Origin of the sequence: Paenibacillus sp. NPDC058071, from assembly GCF_042885235.1 — a bacterium.
Taxonomy (GTDB): domain Bacteria; phylum Bacillota; class Bacilli; order Paenibacillales; family Paenibacillaceae; genus Pristimantibacillus.
Window position 1 is genome coordinate 209223 of record NZ_JBHVSK010000005.1, and the last position, 15004, is coordinate 224226.

The following is a 15004-nucleotide window of genomic DNA, read 5'->3' on the forward strand; positions in this document are numbered from 1 at the left end:
AGCTCATGCGATGGATGAACTGTCGATTCGGATTTGCTCAGACGAAGATCTGTACCTCCTCGCGGGGCTCAACGAACAGCTTATTGAGGATGAGCAGCATGACAATCAAATGAATGTCGAGCAGTTGAAAGCAAGAATGCATCATTTTCTCCATACTGAATATAAGGCCTATTTATTTGAAAACGGCGATCAAGTGATCGGCTATGCTTTGGTGAAGCATACGGATCGCCCTCTATATTTGAGGCATTTTTTTATAGGCAGAGAAAGCAGAAGAAAGGGGTTTGGCAAATCGGCTTTCAGAAAGCTGCTTCAAGCTTTAGATACGGATCAGATCGATATCGAAGTGTTGTACTGGAATAAGGCGGCATACTCGTTCTGGAGCTCGCTTGGCTTTAAAGAAAGAAGCGTTGCAATGAGATTGGAGAATGGGCATGAAAAATCGACTCAAACATAAAATAAGCGCTTTGATAAAATAGAGAAAGCAGCGAAGGGGCAGAGAGATTCTGGAGAAACCAATCAAAAAAGAGAGTCCGCTCGTCTTTGATGACGAACAGGCTCTCGTTCGATTACTCTGATAATTCGTGCGCCGTTGCAGTTGTTTGGGTTGCATCCGCAGCCTTCTGTTTCTTCTGACGCATTTTTTTGCGAACAAACAAGAAGATCACGATAAGCGGAACGCCGATTGCGAATATATACATCGATACATCCTTGACCATACCTTCAGCCGAACGTCCGTAAATATAAAAGAGCGCACCAACGGCATAAAACTTAATCGCGCGACCAACCGCCGCATAAGCGAGCAGCTTCCACAATGGAAATCTCAGCGACCCGGATAAAATCGTGAACACTTTGAACGGAATGGGAGTGAAGGAGCCGATCATGACTGCGGCTTCGCCGTTCTTCTGAAACAAATCAGTAGCTTTGTCGACCCATTCTTTCTTCAGTATTTTATAAAGCAGCTTGCCGCCGAGAGTCCGGCCGATATAATAACCTATCGGAGATCCGAGCATACAGGCGACGAACCCGGCCGTCGCGAGCCAAAGCGCGTTCGATGGATTGACGAGACTGAGCGGAATTTGCAGAAACAAGGCGGGAATCGGAAAAATGATGGCATCAATAAACGAGTGGATAAACAATCCGAGCGTTCCGAACTCCATAAGATAATCGATAAAATCTTGAATCATATAAGGCCTCTCTTCTGCGAAACGAGAAGATTTTCTCGATCGGCGGGATGCACGTACCGTAACATAATACGAACTGAGTATACGTTCGGTTTCATATTCTTTTATTACTTAAACATTACCATACGCGCGGGCAAATGAAAACCTTTAGATACGTAAACTGGACCCTGGCCCAGCCGGTCCCTATGCTAGCGTCGGGGGAAGGGCAGGAATGCTGGTAGTCACGGTTAACCGTGCATGTATTTTCCAAGAAATGTCCAGACGGTTTCCCAATAAATATCGGGATCTTTGAGCGACGACTCGGCATGAGCGGCACCTCGAATCGTTAGCTTTTCTTTAGGCGCAGCGGTCGCCTTATAGACCGATTCCATCATCCGATAAGGGACGAAATCATCCCTGTCTCCATGAATGAACAACATCGGAGTGCGGCTCGATGCCAGCTGTTTAACCGAAGAGGCATCATTCAAATCGAAGCCTGCCCTCCATCTCGTCATCCAATTTGCGGCATACATGACCGGGAATTTCGGGAGCTTGAACATCGCCTTTAATTGATGGACGAATTGGTCCATAACCGACGTATAGCCGCAATCCTCGACAATTGCTTTCACGTTTGGTGGAAGCGGCTCTCCCGAGGCCATCATTACGGTCGCTCCTCCCATCGAAATACCGAACAACACGATCTTGCCGTTTGGCTGTCTGCGAAGCACCTCATCGATCCACAACAATACGTCTTTGCGATCATCCCAGCCCATCCCAATATAATGTCCCTCGCTGTCGCCGTGGCCGCGCAGATCGGGGGCCAGCACATGGTATCCGCGTTCATGAAAATGGCGCACGAAGCCGATCATCTGCACGTGACTGCCATGGTAACCATGCGCCACGATAGCCCATTTGTCGGACGTTGCAACATTGCTGTATAAATAACCGGCCAGCCGCAGTCCGTCCGCAGAGACAATCGTCAGCCGCTCCGGAAGAAAACGAACGGCGAAAGCGTCGTCCGCAGTTTGATGTTCGTCGTCCAAGCGGACCGATTGAGGCTCGACAGTGTCGGACACGCCGTTGCGCTTCATAAATAAATCTTTTTTTCGCGCGTTTAGGGCGAAGTTATAAAAATAATTGCCGATGAAAGCATACACAGCGATTAAAAAGAGAAGCAGCAGAGAAATAAGAAGCGCGAGCTGAAGGCCGTTTCCCATGACCATTCGAGTCCTTTCATTAATTTAGTAGCGTTTCTTTATCGTTAGTATAGCAAATCGGCTGTTTTCTCAACCAACTCTTATTGACATGAAAATAGGCAATCGGTAATATTTAAGATGACGGCTTAGCACTCGGTTGCAAGGAGTGCTAACGATAATGAAGCGAAGGGAGCCTTTTATCAATTATGGCCCAAAAACAATTTAAAGCGGAATCAAAGCGTCTGCTGGAAATGATGATCAATTCGATTTACACCCAGAAAGAAATCTTTTTAAGAGAGCTGATCTCTAATGCGAGCGACGCGATCGATAAAATTTATTATAAAGCGTTGACTGACGACTCGCTAACCTTTGACAAGGACAATTACTTCATTAAAGTGAGCATTGATCCGGCGAACCGGACGTTGACCCTCTCCGATACCGGAATTGGGATGACTGAGCAGGAACTCGAAAACAATCTCGGCGTGATCGCCAAAAGCGGCTCGCTTGCCTTCAAGAAGGAGAACGAGTCGAAAGACGGCCATAATATTATCGGTCAATTCGGCGTAGGCTTCTATTCGGCGTTCATGGTAGCCGACGAACTAACGGTTATCAGCAAGGCGCTCGGCAGCGACCAGGCTTACAAGTGGGTGTCCAAGGGAGCGGACGGTTACATCATCGAGCCTTGCGAGAAAGATAGCATTGGAACCGAAATTACGATGAAAATTAAAGAAAGCACCGAAGACGAGCAGTACGACGAATATTTAGAGACGTACCGGCTGCGGTCGATTATTAAAAAATACTCCGACTTCATTCGCTATCCGATTAAAATGGACATCAACGGCTCCCGTCCGAAGGAAGGCGCGGACAACGAGTTCGAGGAGTACACGGAAGAGCAAACGGTCAACAGTATGGTGCCAATTTGGCGCAAAAACAAAAACGAGTTGACGGAAGACGACTATAACAACTTCTATATGGAGAAGCGGTATGGCTTCGACAAGCCGCTCAAGCATTTGCATATTAGCGCCGACGGCGCGGTTGTTTACAACGCGATTCTGTTCGTTCCGGAAAATACGCCATTCGATTATTACTCGAAGGAGTTCGAGAAAGGGCTGGAGCTGTATTCGAACGGCGTGCTTATTATGGACAAAAGCGCCGATCTGTTGCCTGATTATTTCAGCTTCGTCAAAGGGATGGTCGATTCGGAAAACCTGTCGCTTAACATCTCTCGCGAGCTCCTGCAGCATGACCGCCAGCTGCAACTGATCGCTAAGAATATCAAAAATAAAATCAAATCGCTGCTGCAAAGCACGCTGAAGGACGACCGTGAGAGCTATGAGAAGTTCTACAAAGCATTCGGCCGTCAGCTGAAGTATGGCGTGTACAGCGATTACGGCCAGAACAAGGACGTGCTGCAGGATTTGCTTCTGTTCTATTCGTCGAAAGAGAAGAAGCTTGTTACGCTTGACGAGTACGTATCTCGAATGGCAGAGGATCAGAAGTATATTTACTACGCCGCCGGGGAGTCGATCGACAGGCTGGATAAGCTGCCGCAAACCGAGCTTGTTGCCGATAAAGGCTATGAAATTCTTTACCTGACTGACGATATCGACGAATTTGCCTTAAAGACGATTGATACGTACAAGGAAAAATCGTTTAAGTCGGTATCGAGCGGCGATCTTGGCATCGAACAGGAAGAAGACAAGAACGTTACCGAGGCGGAGGAGAAAGATAAGGAGCTGTTCGAGCAAATGGCCGAGCTGCTTGGCGGCAAGGTGAAAAAGGTCAAGGCTTCGAAGCGTCTCAAGTCGCATCCGGTTTGCTTGTCGAGCGAGGGCGAGCTGTCGATCGAGATGGAGAAGATACTAAAGGCGATGCCGAACGGCCAGGATGTTCAAGCTGACAAGGTGCTTGAAATTAACGTCAACCACGAGGTTTATCAATCGCTGAAGGCTGCACAAGCAGGAGATAAGGAAAAGCTGGCCTTGTATACGAGCCTGCTGTATAACCAGGCACTGCTAATTGAAGGCTTGCCGATTAGCGATCCGGTTGAATTTACAAATAACATTTGTAAAGTAATGCTGTAACGAGAAAATGAAGTCATGACAAGAAAACGGGATCGGACAATAGCTCCGGTCCCGTTTTCTAGTGCTCAGGGGTCAGTTTCATTGGCGCTTCTAAGAGGAGATTCGAATCAGCTTGCCTTCTCGGTAAACATACAAAGCATGCGTTTCCGACTCGAGTGTGCCGATTTCAATTTTTCGTTCCGAGCCAAGCAGGGCGTATCCTTTGCTTATTCCCGTAACCGCGACTTGAACCGATTCACTTTCTTGAATGTCTTCGCCGCTCCAAGCGTAAATCGTTAAATCGGGAAAGCTTAAATGAAGACCTTCGAATTGAATGATGAAGTCTTCCTTGCCATCTGAATCTAAATCGATGATTTGCGGTTTTCCCCACCGGTCAAAAGTGAGCCATTGGCCGTTTGCGATATCATAAACGACATAACCGACTAGCCCTGGACCATTAGCGTACAATTCCAATCCGCCGACTAACAGGTAACGCTCGGAGAACGAATAATTCAGTAGAAATAAGGACGAGTTTTCAATGGACGGAATGCCGAGTAATTCGTACGGCAGCACATAGTAATCGTCGTTATGTCGTATCATAGCATGCAAAGGAGAAGTATCACTGATTTCTTGGTCATCTTCCCCGAATAGAACCAGCGTTGCCGGTTGGTCCAGCACATTGCCGAGGGGCAGCTCTCCTGCCAATAGCCACTGCCTTGAAGGACGTTCCTTGTTAAGCGGATTCATCTGCAACGGGGTAAAAGCAAGCTCGATTTCCGCAGCGAAGGAGGTGGCTGGCGGCGATTCGTTCGGCGCTTGCGCAGGAGTAATCGGGGCGTTTGCATCATTAGTTTGCATCGGGAGAACAGGGCTTTCCGGACCTTCATCGGTTTGGACGGCGCTGCTGCATGCGGCTATCCAAATAAGCGAGCAGATCAGCAAAAGCAATCGTTTCAAATGACAGTCATCCTTTCTGAAATAATTCCGAAAAACCGAACAAATGTGCTTGCTTTTTGTTAACAAAATCGATAAGGTTGAAATGACGTTTTAGGATTGAAAGAAAGAGCATTCTTGTAATATAATAGCCCAATATACAAAGGGAGGGAAAGAACCAAGTGAATACTGCTACTACCGGAGCTTCGGCGGCTCCTTTTGACCTCGGTCAAGTAAAACGATTGCCGATCCTTATTTCGCTCATTATTGGAGCTTTCTTCTCCATACTGAACGAGACGCTTCTTCAAATCGCGTTTCCAAAGCTTGTAACGGAGCTTAACGTCACGGCATCCACGCTGCAATGGCTGGCTACCGGCTACATGCTCGTCGTCGGCGTGCTCGTACCGGCATCGGCTTTGCTCGTTCAATGGTTCACAACAAGACAAATGTTTCTCGGGGCGATGGGCCTATTCACGATCGGCACGCTTGTATGTGCACTCTCGCCCGGATTTTCCATTCTGCTCGTTGGCCGGCTCCTGCAAGCGGCTGGCACGGGACTGATGCTGCCCGTCATGATGAATACCATTCTCGTCCTGTACCCGCCTGAGAAACGGGGAGCGGCGATGGGAACAATCGGTCTTGTTATTATGTTTGCGCCGGCGATCGGGCCGACGCTGTCCGGTCTTATTTTGGAAGTGCTCGAATGGCGCTGGTTGTTCTATCTGGTGCTGCCATTCGCTATTTTTTCTGTCGTGTTCGCGTTTTTCTTTCTGAAAAACGTATCGACGCCTACAAAACCGAAGGTGGACGTATTGTCCATTATTTTATCGACTATCGGCTTCGGCGGCATCGTGTACGGCTTTAGCAGCTTGGGTGAAGGCAGCGGCGGCTGGACTCATCCGGAAGTGTACGGTACGGTAATCGCCGGTGGCGCTGCATTAATTCTGTTCGTTATTCGCCAACTGCGGGTAAAAGAGCCGCTAATGGATTTGCGGGCGTTCAGATTCCCGTTGTTTACACTCACTGCCATTTTGCTCATCATTATGATGATGACATTGTTCTCGACGATGACGCTGCTGCCGTTCCTATTCCAAGGGGCGCTTGCGATGACCGTTTTCGCTTCCGGCTTGCTGATGCTGCCGGGCAGCTTGTTGAACGGCTTCCTGTCGCCGGTCATGGGCAAGCTGTTCGATAAATTCGGGCCGAGAGCGCTCGTCATTCCGGGAACGATCTTATTGACTGTCGTTATGTTCTTCTTTACGCGCATTACGGTCGAGACGACGAAACCGACACTGATGATTTTGCATATTTGCATTATGATCGCCATCTCGATGATCATGATGCCGACGCAGACGAACGGCTTGAATCAATTGCCGGCCAGATACTACCCGCACGGCACAGCGATCCTGAACACGCTGCAGCAGGTAGCAGGCGCAATTGGCGTATCGTTCTTCATCAGTATCATGACGAACGGTCAGCGCAAATATTTCGAAGGACTTGAGGCAGGAGCCGACCCGGCTCAAGCAATTCCGGCTTCTGTCGTTGCCGGCGTTCACGACGCCTTCTTGATTGGCCTTGGCTTTGCCGTCGTTGCAATCGTGTTGGCATTCTTCGTGAAGCGTGCGAAAAGCCCTGAAGCGGAGCAGAAACAAGCTAACTAACCGATAAACGATAGCAGACAATCATAGACGACCCGCACATGAAAGCGGGTCGTCTTTTTTTATGAGCTTCTACGGAACGAATGGCGATTCCGTCTTGTCTAATAGGGTGGAGGTGAATCGATGGAAGCCGATTATTTGAAATATATCGAGTCGGTCGGCGAGGCCGAACTGTCCGAACTGATGAACCGATACGGGGACGACGTATGGCGGTACGCCTATGCGATTACACGCGATCGGGAGCAAGCAAGCGATATTGCTCAGGAAGTGTTTATTAAGGCCTATTACAGCTTGCATACGTTTAAGGGACGATCGACGTTCAAGACATGGCTGCTCACCATTACCCGCAACCAGGCGATCAACGTTCGCAGATCGAGTTACTTTCGCAAGGTTTTGCTGCTCGAAAGCGTCCGGAGACGGGAGGTTGCGCCGTCAGCGGAGGCCGATTATATGGGCCGTCAATCGACTGACGATATATGGACGATTATTATGCAGCTGCCCCGCAAGCTGAGAGAGGTGCTTGTTCTCGATCTTCAGCAGGATATGACGATGAAGGAAATAGCCGAGCTGCTGGAGCTGTCGGAAGGTACGGTCAAATCGAGGCTTTATCGGGCGCGCAAAGAGGTGGAACGCCAATGGAAGGAGAGAGAAGAATGAACGAAACGAAGCCGGATTGGTATTCCGTCGCTGTTCGGGATGATATTGCAAAAGGCAAATTCAACGAACACTCGATGCAGGCGGTAATCGATCGAATTAACCGTCCTCGCCGCCGCATTTCACTGCTGTTTCGAAACAGAGTTGTAACATTCGGCAGCTTAACAGCAGTTGTACTGCTTCTCGCGATCTGGGTCGGATTGAACGGCGACCTGCTGTGGTCCGAGCGCGGCGTGGATCGCAGCGGAGCGTCGGCTCCCCCGCCTGAAGATGTAACCTTGCTGGATTACTCCAATGTCCAATATTACGGAGAGGGAGAAATTATACGAAAAGAGGATCGTATGACCAATCCAAGCATTATGCATGAACCCCGTTCTATCGAGCTCGTAGACATGTCATCGGTTCAAATCGAAGACGTTTATCCTGCTCAAGGAGTAGGAACCGTTTATCATTTTTATTTTAAATCGGAGCTGGAAGATCCTAAGCGATATCCAAAAACAGGGTTTGTGCTGGACGACATCGAAACTCCTGGCCAGCTCTTTTATTTCGGCACGCTGATGTGGGATCCCCAGCTAACAAGAGAGAGGGCATTCGGCGAAGAGGGCTATCTGCTGCAGGTCAATTGCGGACCAACTTTCAAAGTCTGCTCGTTCTGGTTTACGCCAGACAGCGAAGGCGGCCTCAACAGCCATGCATCATTCGAAGGCCCTATGTATATTGCCGACTTGGATAGGGACGGCGAGGAAGAAATCGTTGTCGCAACGACCGATTACTACAAAAAGCATGTCTTCATTTATAAGAAAATGGGCGATCGCATCATGTACGTCGATGTCAACAAAGCGCTGGATGCAAGCGATTATGATGAACGCGTATACTACGAACCGTCCCGTCAAATTTTCCAAATGTCCAGCGGAGAAGGCATACGCAATTACCGCTATGCGGAAGGGCGGAATCAGTTCATTCGCCTGCATGATTGACAAGACATAAGACTTCTTTGACGTCTCTCATGAGCTTTATTCGGATAATCATCTCTTCGAGGGGCAATCTATGACGAGATGAAGCGAAGGAGGGAGCAGCCTTGACGGAAGCCGATGCCGAACGTCTCCGCGAGCTGGATTACATCATCCGGCATAGCGTGTCGCTTGAGTTGCGGGTGCCTGATTCGGAAACCAAAGACGTGCTCGTAATGATGGAAAACTACGGTTTCAAGTATAAGGTGAGCTGGGCGTCGATGGAGTTGAAAGGATATACCGTCATCGATTTTTGGAAAAAAGAGCTGGTCAAGCTGTAACTTGGCACGATCAGGCGCTATACATAAGCCTTCGGGAGCGGCAGCGGCTGCATCTCTCGAAGGCTTTGTTTGGTTTAGCTATTGGGAGAAGGGCTCCTGCAGCCGATCGAGATATTGGCGCGGCGTACAGCCGTTGATACGGCGGAACATCCGATAGAAATGTCCGATATTAGAGATCCCGACCGTTTCAGCGATTTCAGCTATGCTTAGCCTGCTTGTCAGCAGCAGCTGTTCAGCTCGCTTGACCCGCCGAAAGGCAAGAAATTCGGTAAACGACATGCCGAGCGCTTGCTTGAACTGCTTTATAAAATAAGTATAGCTCATATTCGAAAGCCGGCTTAACGTTTCGACAGACACTTTATCTCCCAAGCTGGCTTCGATATAGTCGAGCGCTGGCTGGAAGCGGTGCAGCAGCAGATTGTCGCTGTCATGAAGCATAGAGCGGCTGTCGTGGCGAAGCAGCATGAGCAGCATCGTCTTGAAGCTGGAGGAGACGGCAAGATCGCAGCCATCCTCCGCTTGCTGCATTTCCCGGTAAATATCGCGGATCAGCTTGGCGGTGGCTTCCTTAATCTCCTCGTTTTCCCGGTAGATATAATTCAAGCTGCTGAGCGGCCGAATGACTTCCGAGAATCGTCTCATACTGTTCATGCTGCTCGGATCCCAGTACTGTTTAATATCGATTTGAAACACGTAATAACTGAGCCGTCCTCCGGTAGGCAACGTTGTATGCGGTTCATTCGAACCGAAGATTGCGACGTCGCCTTCTTTCAGCTCGAGCCTCTCATCTGGACAGAATGCCGTCATTTGCCCTTGAATGACGAGCAGAAATTCCACTTCTTTGTGATAGTGCCATTTGGCGTAATTTTTGGAGTGCCAGCTGGCTTCGGTTTGTTCTCTGATATGGTCAGGGGCACTGTCGTTCCCATCGATTCGCCAGGCGCGCAGAGCAAGCAGCGGATTTTGATAAACGACCTTTTCATGATACATTTCCGGATACATGGAATCCCTCGTTTTTTCGTTATATATGTTGATTATAACAGAATAGCGTAATAATGAGACGCATTTTGGAATTGGTGAACGGACATCGTTTCGTTACAATGAAGAGGACATTCACCTTAGACGAAGGAAGTGACTCACTTTGACAACGACAATTAATGTAACGATATGGAATGAGTTTCGACATGAAAAATCGAATCCGAAAGTGGCCGAGCTGTACCCGGACGGCATCCACAAGGCGATTGCCGACGGGCTTCCCGAGTTGTGCAACGTAACGTATGCGGTGCTTGACGATGCTGAGCATGGCTTGACGGAGGAAGTGTTGAACCGGACCGATGTGCTGCTCTGGTGGGGGCATATGGCCCATGACGAGGTGCAGGACGAAATCGTAGAACGCGTTCAACGGCGTGTCCTGCAAGGAATGGGACTTATCGTGCTTCATTCCGGCCACTTCTCGAAAATTTTCAAAAAGCTGATGGGTACAAGCTGCGACCTGAAATGGCGCGAAGCCGGAGAGAAGGAGCGGCTATGGGTTGTCAACCCAGGTCATCCAATCGTGGAAGGCATCGGTCCTTATATCGAACTGCCGGAAGAAGAAATGTACGGCGAGCATTTCGATATTCCGCAGCCGGACGAGCTGGTTTTCGTCAGCTGGTTCGAGGGCGGAGAAGTGTTCCGCAGCGGCTGCACGTACACGCGCGGCGCGGGCAAAATCTTCTACTTCCGTCCGGGGCATGAGACGTTCCCGACCTACTATAATGCGGATGTTCGCAAAGTCATCAGCAACGCCGTTAAATGGGCGGCTCCGGTGAAACGCGAGAATCCAAGCTATGGTCATGCGCCGGTTCCGCTCGAGCCGATCGAAGGCTATACTCCGTAAGCGTTAACTTCTATATGAGAAAAAGGCCGGAAATCCCTGAATGGATTTCCGGCCTTTTTGGTGTTCGCTTGCTAGCTTTATCATGCCGCTCTGCTGCGTCTCGTCTAGATGGCTGGCGCTTTTAGGCGTTCAAACCGATGACTACGGTAAGTAGCTGGTTGCAGCTTTTATTTACTCGCAGTCCGATTCCTTACGGCCGAAGACGTTACGAATGACGTCGCCTCGGCTAATGATACCGACTAATACCCCTCTGCGTTCGACGGGCAGCTTCTTGATATGCTTCTCGCCCAATATGGAGGCGATTTCCTCCACATCCTCGTCCCAACTAACCGTAATTACTTTTTTACGGGCAATCTCCATGACGTTCAGCTTAAGCAGGCTGTCGGTTTTCTCGTCGAAGCGGTCATAATCTCCGCGTAAAATGCCAAGATACAAATAATGGTTGACGACAAGGTTCGGCTGTTTGCCGATATAGCGCATAATATCGCCGTCACTAATGTAAGCGACAATTTCGTTCCGGTCGTTAACAACGGGAAGGCCGCTGATTTGATGTGTAATAAATTTATCAATGACGGACCGAACGTTGTCCTGCTCTTTCACTTTGTATACTTGTCTAATCATAATATCCTGGGCGATCATACACGGCTCGACCTCCTTCGTTATATGTTGTATACGATTTACAATTCATTGGTGCATATGCGTAAAGTAAAATAGCATAAAAGGGCGGATAACGTCAATAAATTGATGACAGCGCTTTATTGTTTTATTTCAAAATAATTTAGTACTGAAGTTGTTTTTCATAAACGATTGTTTTATAATCATAAATAGATTGGCAACCTATCTTTCTTGCATGGGATAACTGCCAAACGAAAATAATAACTTTACAATGCAGGAAGGAAGGTCTTGAACGATGGAGCAGCTCACTCAGAAAAAGAAAGTGACGATCATGATTGCTCTAATGGCTGCTATGTTTTTTGCGGCAATCAACCAAACGATCGTCAGCACGGCGATGCCGCGCATTATTGCGATGCTAGGCGGTATGGAGTATTACTCCTGGGTCATTACGATTTACATGCTGACCTCAACCATCGCAACCGTACTGGTCGGAAAACTTTCAGACATTTACGGAAGGAAGCCGTTTTTGCTGATCGGTATTATTTTCTTTATTATCGGCGCCTTCTTAAGCGGTACGTCGACGACGATCTTTCAGTTGATTACGTACCGGGGCATTCAAGGCGTCGGGGGCGGCGTTCTAATGTCGGCTACGGTCACGGCAGTCGGCGATTTGTTCGCACCTCGCGAACGGGCGAAATGGACCGGCGTCATGATGGCGATTTTCGGATTTTCCAGCGTGCTTGGGCCGACTTTGGGCGGCTTCATGGTCGACCATATGGATTGGAAATGGCTGTTCTGGATCTTCCTCCCGATCGGCGTCGTTGCCTTTGCCATGATTATGGGCATGTTTCCGAAGATGGTACGCGCCAAATCGGAAAGCATCGATTACTTGGGCATGTTGATCATGTCTTTGGCGATTATCTCGCTGTTGCTCGGCTTTTCTTGGGCCGGCAGCAAATACGAATGGGGCTCCCCGGAAATTATCGGCCTGCTTGCCGGAGCGGTTGTACTGATCGGTATTTTACTGCTTGTGGAACGGAGAGCGAAAAGCCCGGTTCTGCCTTTGTCGCTCTTTAAGAACGGAATCGTCAACATTTCGAACATTATCGGATTTTTGATGAACGCGGGCATGATGGGCGCCATGATGTACCTGCCGTTCTTTGTTCAAGGGGTAAAAGGCATTTCCCCGACCGCATCGGGCTTTGTAAATATGCCGATGTCGATTGCGATGATCGTGCTCAGTACGCTGGCCGGCAACTGGATTTCGAAATCGGGCAAATACAAACGATACGCCGTGATCGGGATGCCGTTTATGGTCATCGGAATGCTGATGATGGCATTTATGAACAGCATAGCCGTGGCCGTTGCAAGCATGATCGTATTCGGTATCGGACTGGGCATCTCAATGCCGGTCTTTACCCTTACGGTACAAAATGCAGTGAAGCCTTCCGAGCTTGGCGTAGCGACGGCAACGACTACTTTGTTCCGCAATTTAGGAGGAACGATCGGGATCGCCGTTCTGGGTACGGTAATGACCTCGACTATGAAGAATAAGCTGGAAGCAGCTGTCACTTCGGGACAGGGAGCGGATTTGTCGAAAGTTGATCCGGAGACTGCGCAGCAGCTTTCAGGCTTCTTGAACCCGCAGCTGCTGCTTGATCAGCCGAAGCTGAAGGAGCTGCAAACGACGCTGCCCGACGCGATTCAGCCGTTATTCAACCAGATGTTGGAAATGCTGCGCAACGTGCTGAGCGACACGTTGACCGTCGTTTTCCTTGTCGGCATGGTTCTGCTCATCGTAGCGGCGATACTCGTGCTATTCTTGAAGGAAATTCCGCTTCGTACCTCTAATTCCGTCAACGAATCGGAGAAGGCGGACGCGAAGCCTGTTAAACAGCCTGTGCTGGAATAAGACGGGAAAGAAAAGGGAGAAACGGCTGTTGGCCGCTTCTCCCTTTTCACTTCAATAATCAATCGTGAATGTCCGCTTTGTTCGCTTCATCCGTATATTCGAATACTTGAGTTAGCAGATGGATTAATTGATCGCTTTGTTCTTGACCTAAAAAATCGATCAAGCCTTCGAAATAGGCGGTGTATCTTTCATAAACCTTTTGCGCGATTTGCTCGCCTTTGTCCGTCAGCGTCAAGTGTGCAATCCGCCGGTCGCGCGAGTTGGCTGTACGTGTTGTGTATCCGTGCTCGATGAGACTGTTGACCATTTGTGTAACGGTGGGGGAGGTAACGAACAGCATTTTGCTGATTTCCGAGACGGTAATGCCACTCTCATTCTGCTGAGACCCTTCCTTGATGCAAAGCAGCACTCTGACTTCGCTGGCCTTTAGTCCCCACATCGTTCTTTTTCGCCAGTCGGCTCTGCCGAACTTTTGAAACACTTCGATCAATTGTGTCACGCTGCCGTGCTTGTCTGCAGTCATGGCTATCCTCCGAACCTCGTTCTAATTGGGTTCATTATAAGTTTTGTTGTTCATTTCAGTCAACCTTCACACATTTATAATAGAAGACTGGCTCGCAACCCGTGTATAATAATTTCATACTGAAGGCAGGGGAGTGTACGGATGAGGAAAAATCGATTAGGTCAATCCGAGCTGCTGGCCGGCGAAATTGGATTAGGCTGCATGTCGCTTGGAACGGATCGCGGGAAAGCAATTGCACTGATCCATGAAGCGTTGGATAATGGCGTTAATTTTCTCGATACCGCCGACTTGTACGACGACGGATTGAGCGAGGAAATCGTAGGCGAAGCGATAAAAGGAAAAAGGCGGGAAGATATCATCCTTGCCACGAAAGTTGGCAATCGCCGTATTCCGGGGCAGGAGGGCTGGGTTTGGGACCCGTCTAAAGCTTACATATTGTCCTCGGTTAAAGGCAGTTTGAAGCGGCTTGGCGTCGATTACATTGATTTGTATCAGCTTCATGGAGGGACGCTCGACGATCCGATCGATGAGACGATCGAAGCATTCGAGCAACTGAAGCAAGAAGGGGTTATTCGCCACTATGGCATTTCTTCCATCCGGCCGAATGTCATACGCGAATATGCGGCCAGATCGGGAATGGTATCCGTTATGAGCCAGTACAGCTTGTTAGACAGAAGACCAGAGGAAACGGTTCTGCCGCTGCTTGCGCAAGCAGAGATCGGCCTTATCGCTCGCGGACCGGTCGCTAAAGGCGTACTGACGGGGAACGGCGCCCAAAAAGCTGTGAAAGGCTACCTCGATTACAATCCAGAAGAGCTGGCGGACTTGCATCGGAAGCTGCTGGAATTGGCCGACGGACGCGATCTTGCCCAACTGGCAATCCGTTACACGTTAGCAGACCCAACTGTTGCAGTAGCGATTCCCGGAGCGAGCTCGCGCGAGCAGCTGCTTGGCAATATCGAGGCGGCTCATTCCCCAGCTTTAACGGAAGCGGAGCTGTCCGCTCTGCGCGCGCTGACTCGTCCAAATCGATATGAACAGCATCGCTGAAATCATTATTGCCGACCATCATGAACGAAAGCCCGAATCTGACATGCGATTCGGGCTTTTTCGAATAGGG

The 15004-nt window shown here is 49.3% G+C and carries 15 protein-coding genes; 9 read left to right on the forward strand and 6 right to left on the reverse strand.

Annotated features, from left to right (window positions below; all coding sequences use genetic code 11):
* Nucleotides 1–10 precede the first annotated feature (10 nt).
* The gene (locus tag ACFVTB_RS10635; protein ID WP_387748589.1) at nt 11–454 is read left to right on the forward strand and encodes a GNAT family N-acetyltransferase; all 444 of its coding nucleotides are present in this window, start codon (nt 11–13) and stop codon (nt 452–454) included.
* A 112-nt stretch (nt 455–566) separates the two neighbouring features.
* On the opposite strand, the gene ACFVTB_RS10640 is transcribed toward ACFVTB_RS10635, so the two are convergent.
* Both ACFVTB_RS10640 and ACFVTB_RS10645 read right to left on the reverse strand, forming a co-directional pair.
* Nucleotides 567–1184: a YqaA family protein gene (locus tag ACFVTB_RS10640; protein ID WP_387748259.1), complete on the reverse strand. Its 618-nt coding sequence runs from the start codon at nt 1182–1184 to the stop codon at nt 567–569.
* A 224-nt stretch (nt 1185–1408) separates the two neighbouring features.
* Nucleotides 1409–2383, reverse strand: coding sequence for an alpha/beta hydrolase (locus ACFVTB_RS10645; RefSeq protein WP_387748261.1), 975 nt, complete (start codon nt 2381–2383; stop codon nt 1409–1411).
* 179 nt (nt 2384–2562) lie between these two features.
* Between ACFVTB_RS10645 and htpG the strand changes: the two genes are divergently transcribed.
* A complete protein-coding gene (gene htpG / locus ACFVTB_RS10650) occupies nt 2563–4440 on the forward strand; it encodes a molecular chaperone HtpG (protein ID WP_387748263.1) in 1878 nt (625 codons plus the stop codon).
* 90 nt (nt 4441–4530) lie between these two features.
* Here htpG and ACFVTB_RS10655 read toward each other — a convergent pair whose 3' ends face one another.
* A complete protein-coding gene (locus ACFVTB_RS10655; protein ID WP_387748265.1) occupies nt 4531–5376 on the reverse strand; it encodes a hypothetical protein in 846 nt (281 codons plus the stop codon).
* Nucleotides 5377–5534: 158 nt separating this feature from the next.
* On the opposite strand from ACFVTB_RS10655, the gene ACFVTB_RS10660 reads away from it, so the two are divergent.
* The 4 genes from ACFVTB_RS10660 (at nt 5535) to ACFVTB_RS10675 (ending at nt 8955) form a co-directional block, all read left to right on the forward strand.
* The gene (locus tag ACFVTB_RS10660) at nt 5535–7013 is read left to right on the forward strand and encodes an MDR family MFS transporter (protein ID WP_387748267.1); all 1479 of its coding nucleotides are present in this window, start codon (nt 5535–5537) and stop codon (nt 7011–7013) included.
* A 120-nt stretch (nt 7014–7133) separates the two neighbouring features.
* A complete protein-coding gene (locus ACFVTB_RS10665) occupies nt 7134–7667 on the forward strand; it encodes an RNA polymerase sigma factor (protein ID WP_387748269.1) in 534 nt (177 codons plus the stop codon).
* Complete coding sequence (locus tag ACFVTB_RS10670; RefSeq protein ID WP_387748271.1) at nt 7664–8641, forward strand: hypothetical protein; 978 nt, start codon at nt 7664–7666, stop codon at nt 8639–8641. The genes ACFVTB_RS10665 and ACFVTB_RS10670 overlap by 4 nt, the downstream gene beginning before the upstream one ends.
* Before the next feature lie 101 nt (nt 8642–8742).
* Complete coding sequence (locus ACFVTB_RS10675; RefSeq protein WP_387748273.1) at nt 8743–8955, forward strand: hypothetical protein; 213 nt, start codon at nt 8743–8745, stop codon at nt 8953–8955.
* A gap of 78 nt (nt 8956–9033) precedes the next feature.
* On the opposite strand, the gene ACFVTB_RS10680 is transcribed toward ACFVTB_RS10675, so the two are convergent.
* The gene (locus tag ACFVTB_RS10680) at nt 9034–9957 is read right to left on the reverse strand and encodes a helix-turn-helix domain-containing protein (protein WP_387748275.1); all 924 of its coding nucleotides are present in this window, start codon (nt 9955–9957) and stop codon (nt 9034–9036) included.
* A 139-nt stretch (nt 9958–10096) separates the two neighbouring features.
* Between ACFVTB_RS10680 and ACFVTB_RS10685 the strand changes: the two genes are divergently transcribed.
* On the forward strand, nt 10097–10834 hold the full coding sequence (locus tag ACFVTB_RS10685) for a ThuA domain-containing protein (RefSeq protein WP_387748277.1): 738 nt from the start codon (nt 10097–10099) through the stop codon (nt 10832–10834).
* 171 nt (nt 10835–11005) lie between these two features.
* Here the strand turns inward: ACFVTB_RS10685 and ACFVTB_RS10690 are convergent, their stop codons facing one another.
* Nucleotides 11006–11473 carry a CBS domain-containing protein gene (locus ACFVTB_RS10690; protein WP_387748279.1) on the reverse strand — a complete coding sequence of 156 codons (468 nt, stop codon included), beginning with the start codon at nt 11471–11473 and terminating at the stop codon, nt 11006–11008.
* A 271-nt stretch (nt 11474–11744) separates the two neighbouring features.
* Between ACFVTB_RS10690 and ACFVTB_RS10695 the strand changes: the two genes are divergently transcribed.
* Nucleotides 11745–13361, forward strand: a complete 1617-nt coding sequence (locus ACFVTB_RS10695) for an MDR family MFS transporter (protein WP_387748281.1) — start codon at nt 11745–11747, stop codon at nt 13359–13361.
* 58 nt (nt 13362–13419) lie between these two features.
* On the opposite strand, the gene ACFVTB_RS10700 is transcribed toward ACFVTB_RS10695, so the two are convergent.
* Nucleotides 13420–13884: a MarR family winged helix-turn-helix transcriptional regulator gene (locus tag ACFVTB_RS10700; RefSeq protein ID WP_387748283.1), complete on the reverse strand. Its 465-nt coding sequence runs from the start codon at nt 13882–13884 to the stop codon at nt 13420–13422.
* A 141-nt stretch (nt 13885–14025) separates the two neighbouring features.
* On the opposite strand from ACFVTB_RS10700, the gene ACFVTB_RS10705 reads away from it, so the two are divergent.
* Complete coding sequence (locus ACFVTB_RS10705) at nt 14026–14934, forward strand: aldo/keto reductase (protein WP_387748285.1); 909 nt, start codon at nt 14026–14028, stop codon at nt 14932–14934.
* The last annotated feature ends 70 nt before the right edge of the window (nt 14935–15004 follow it).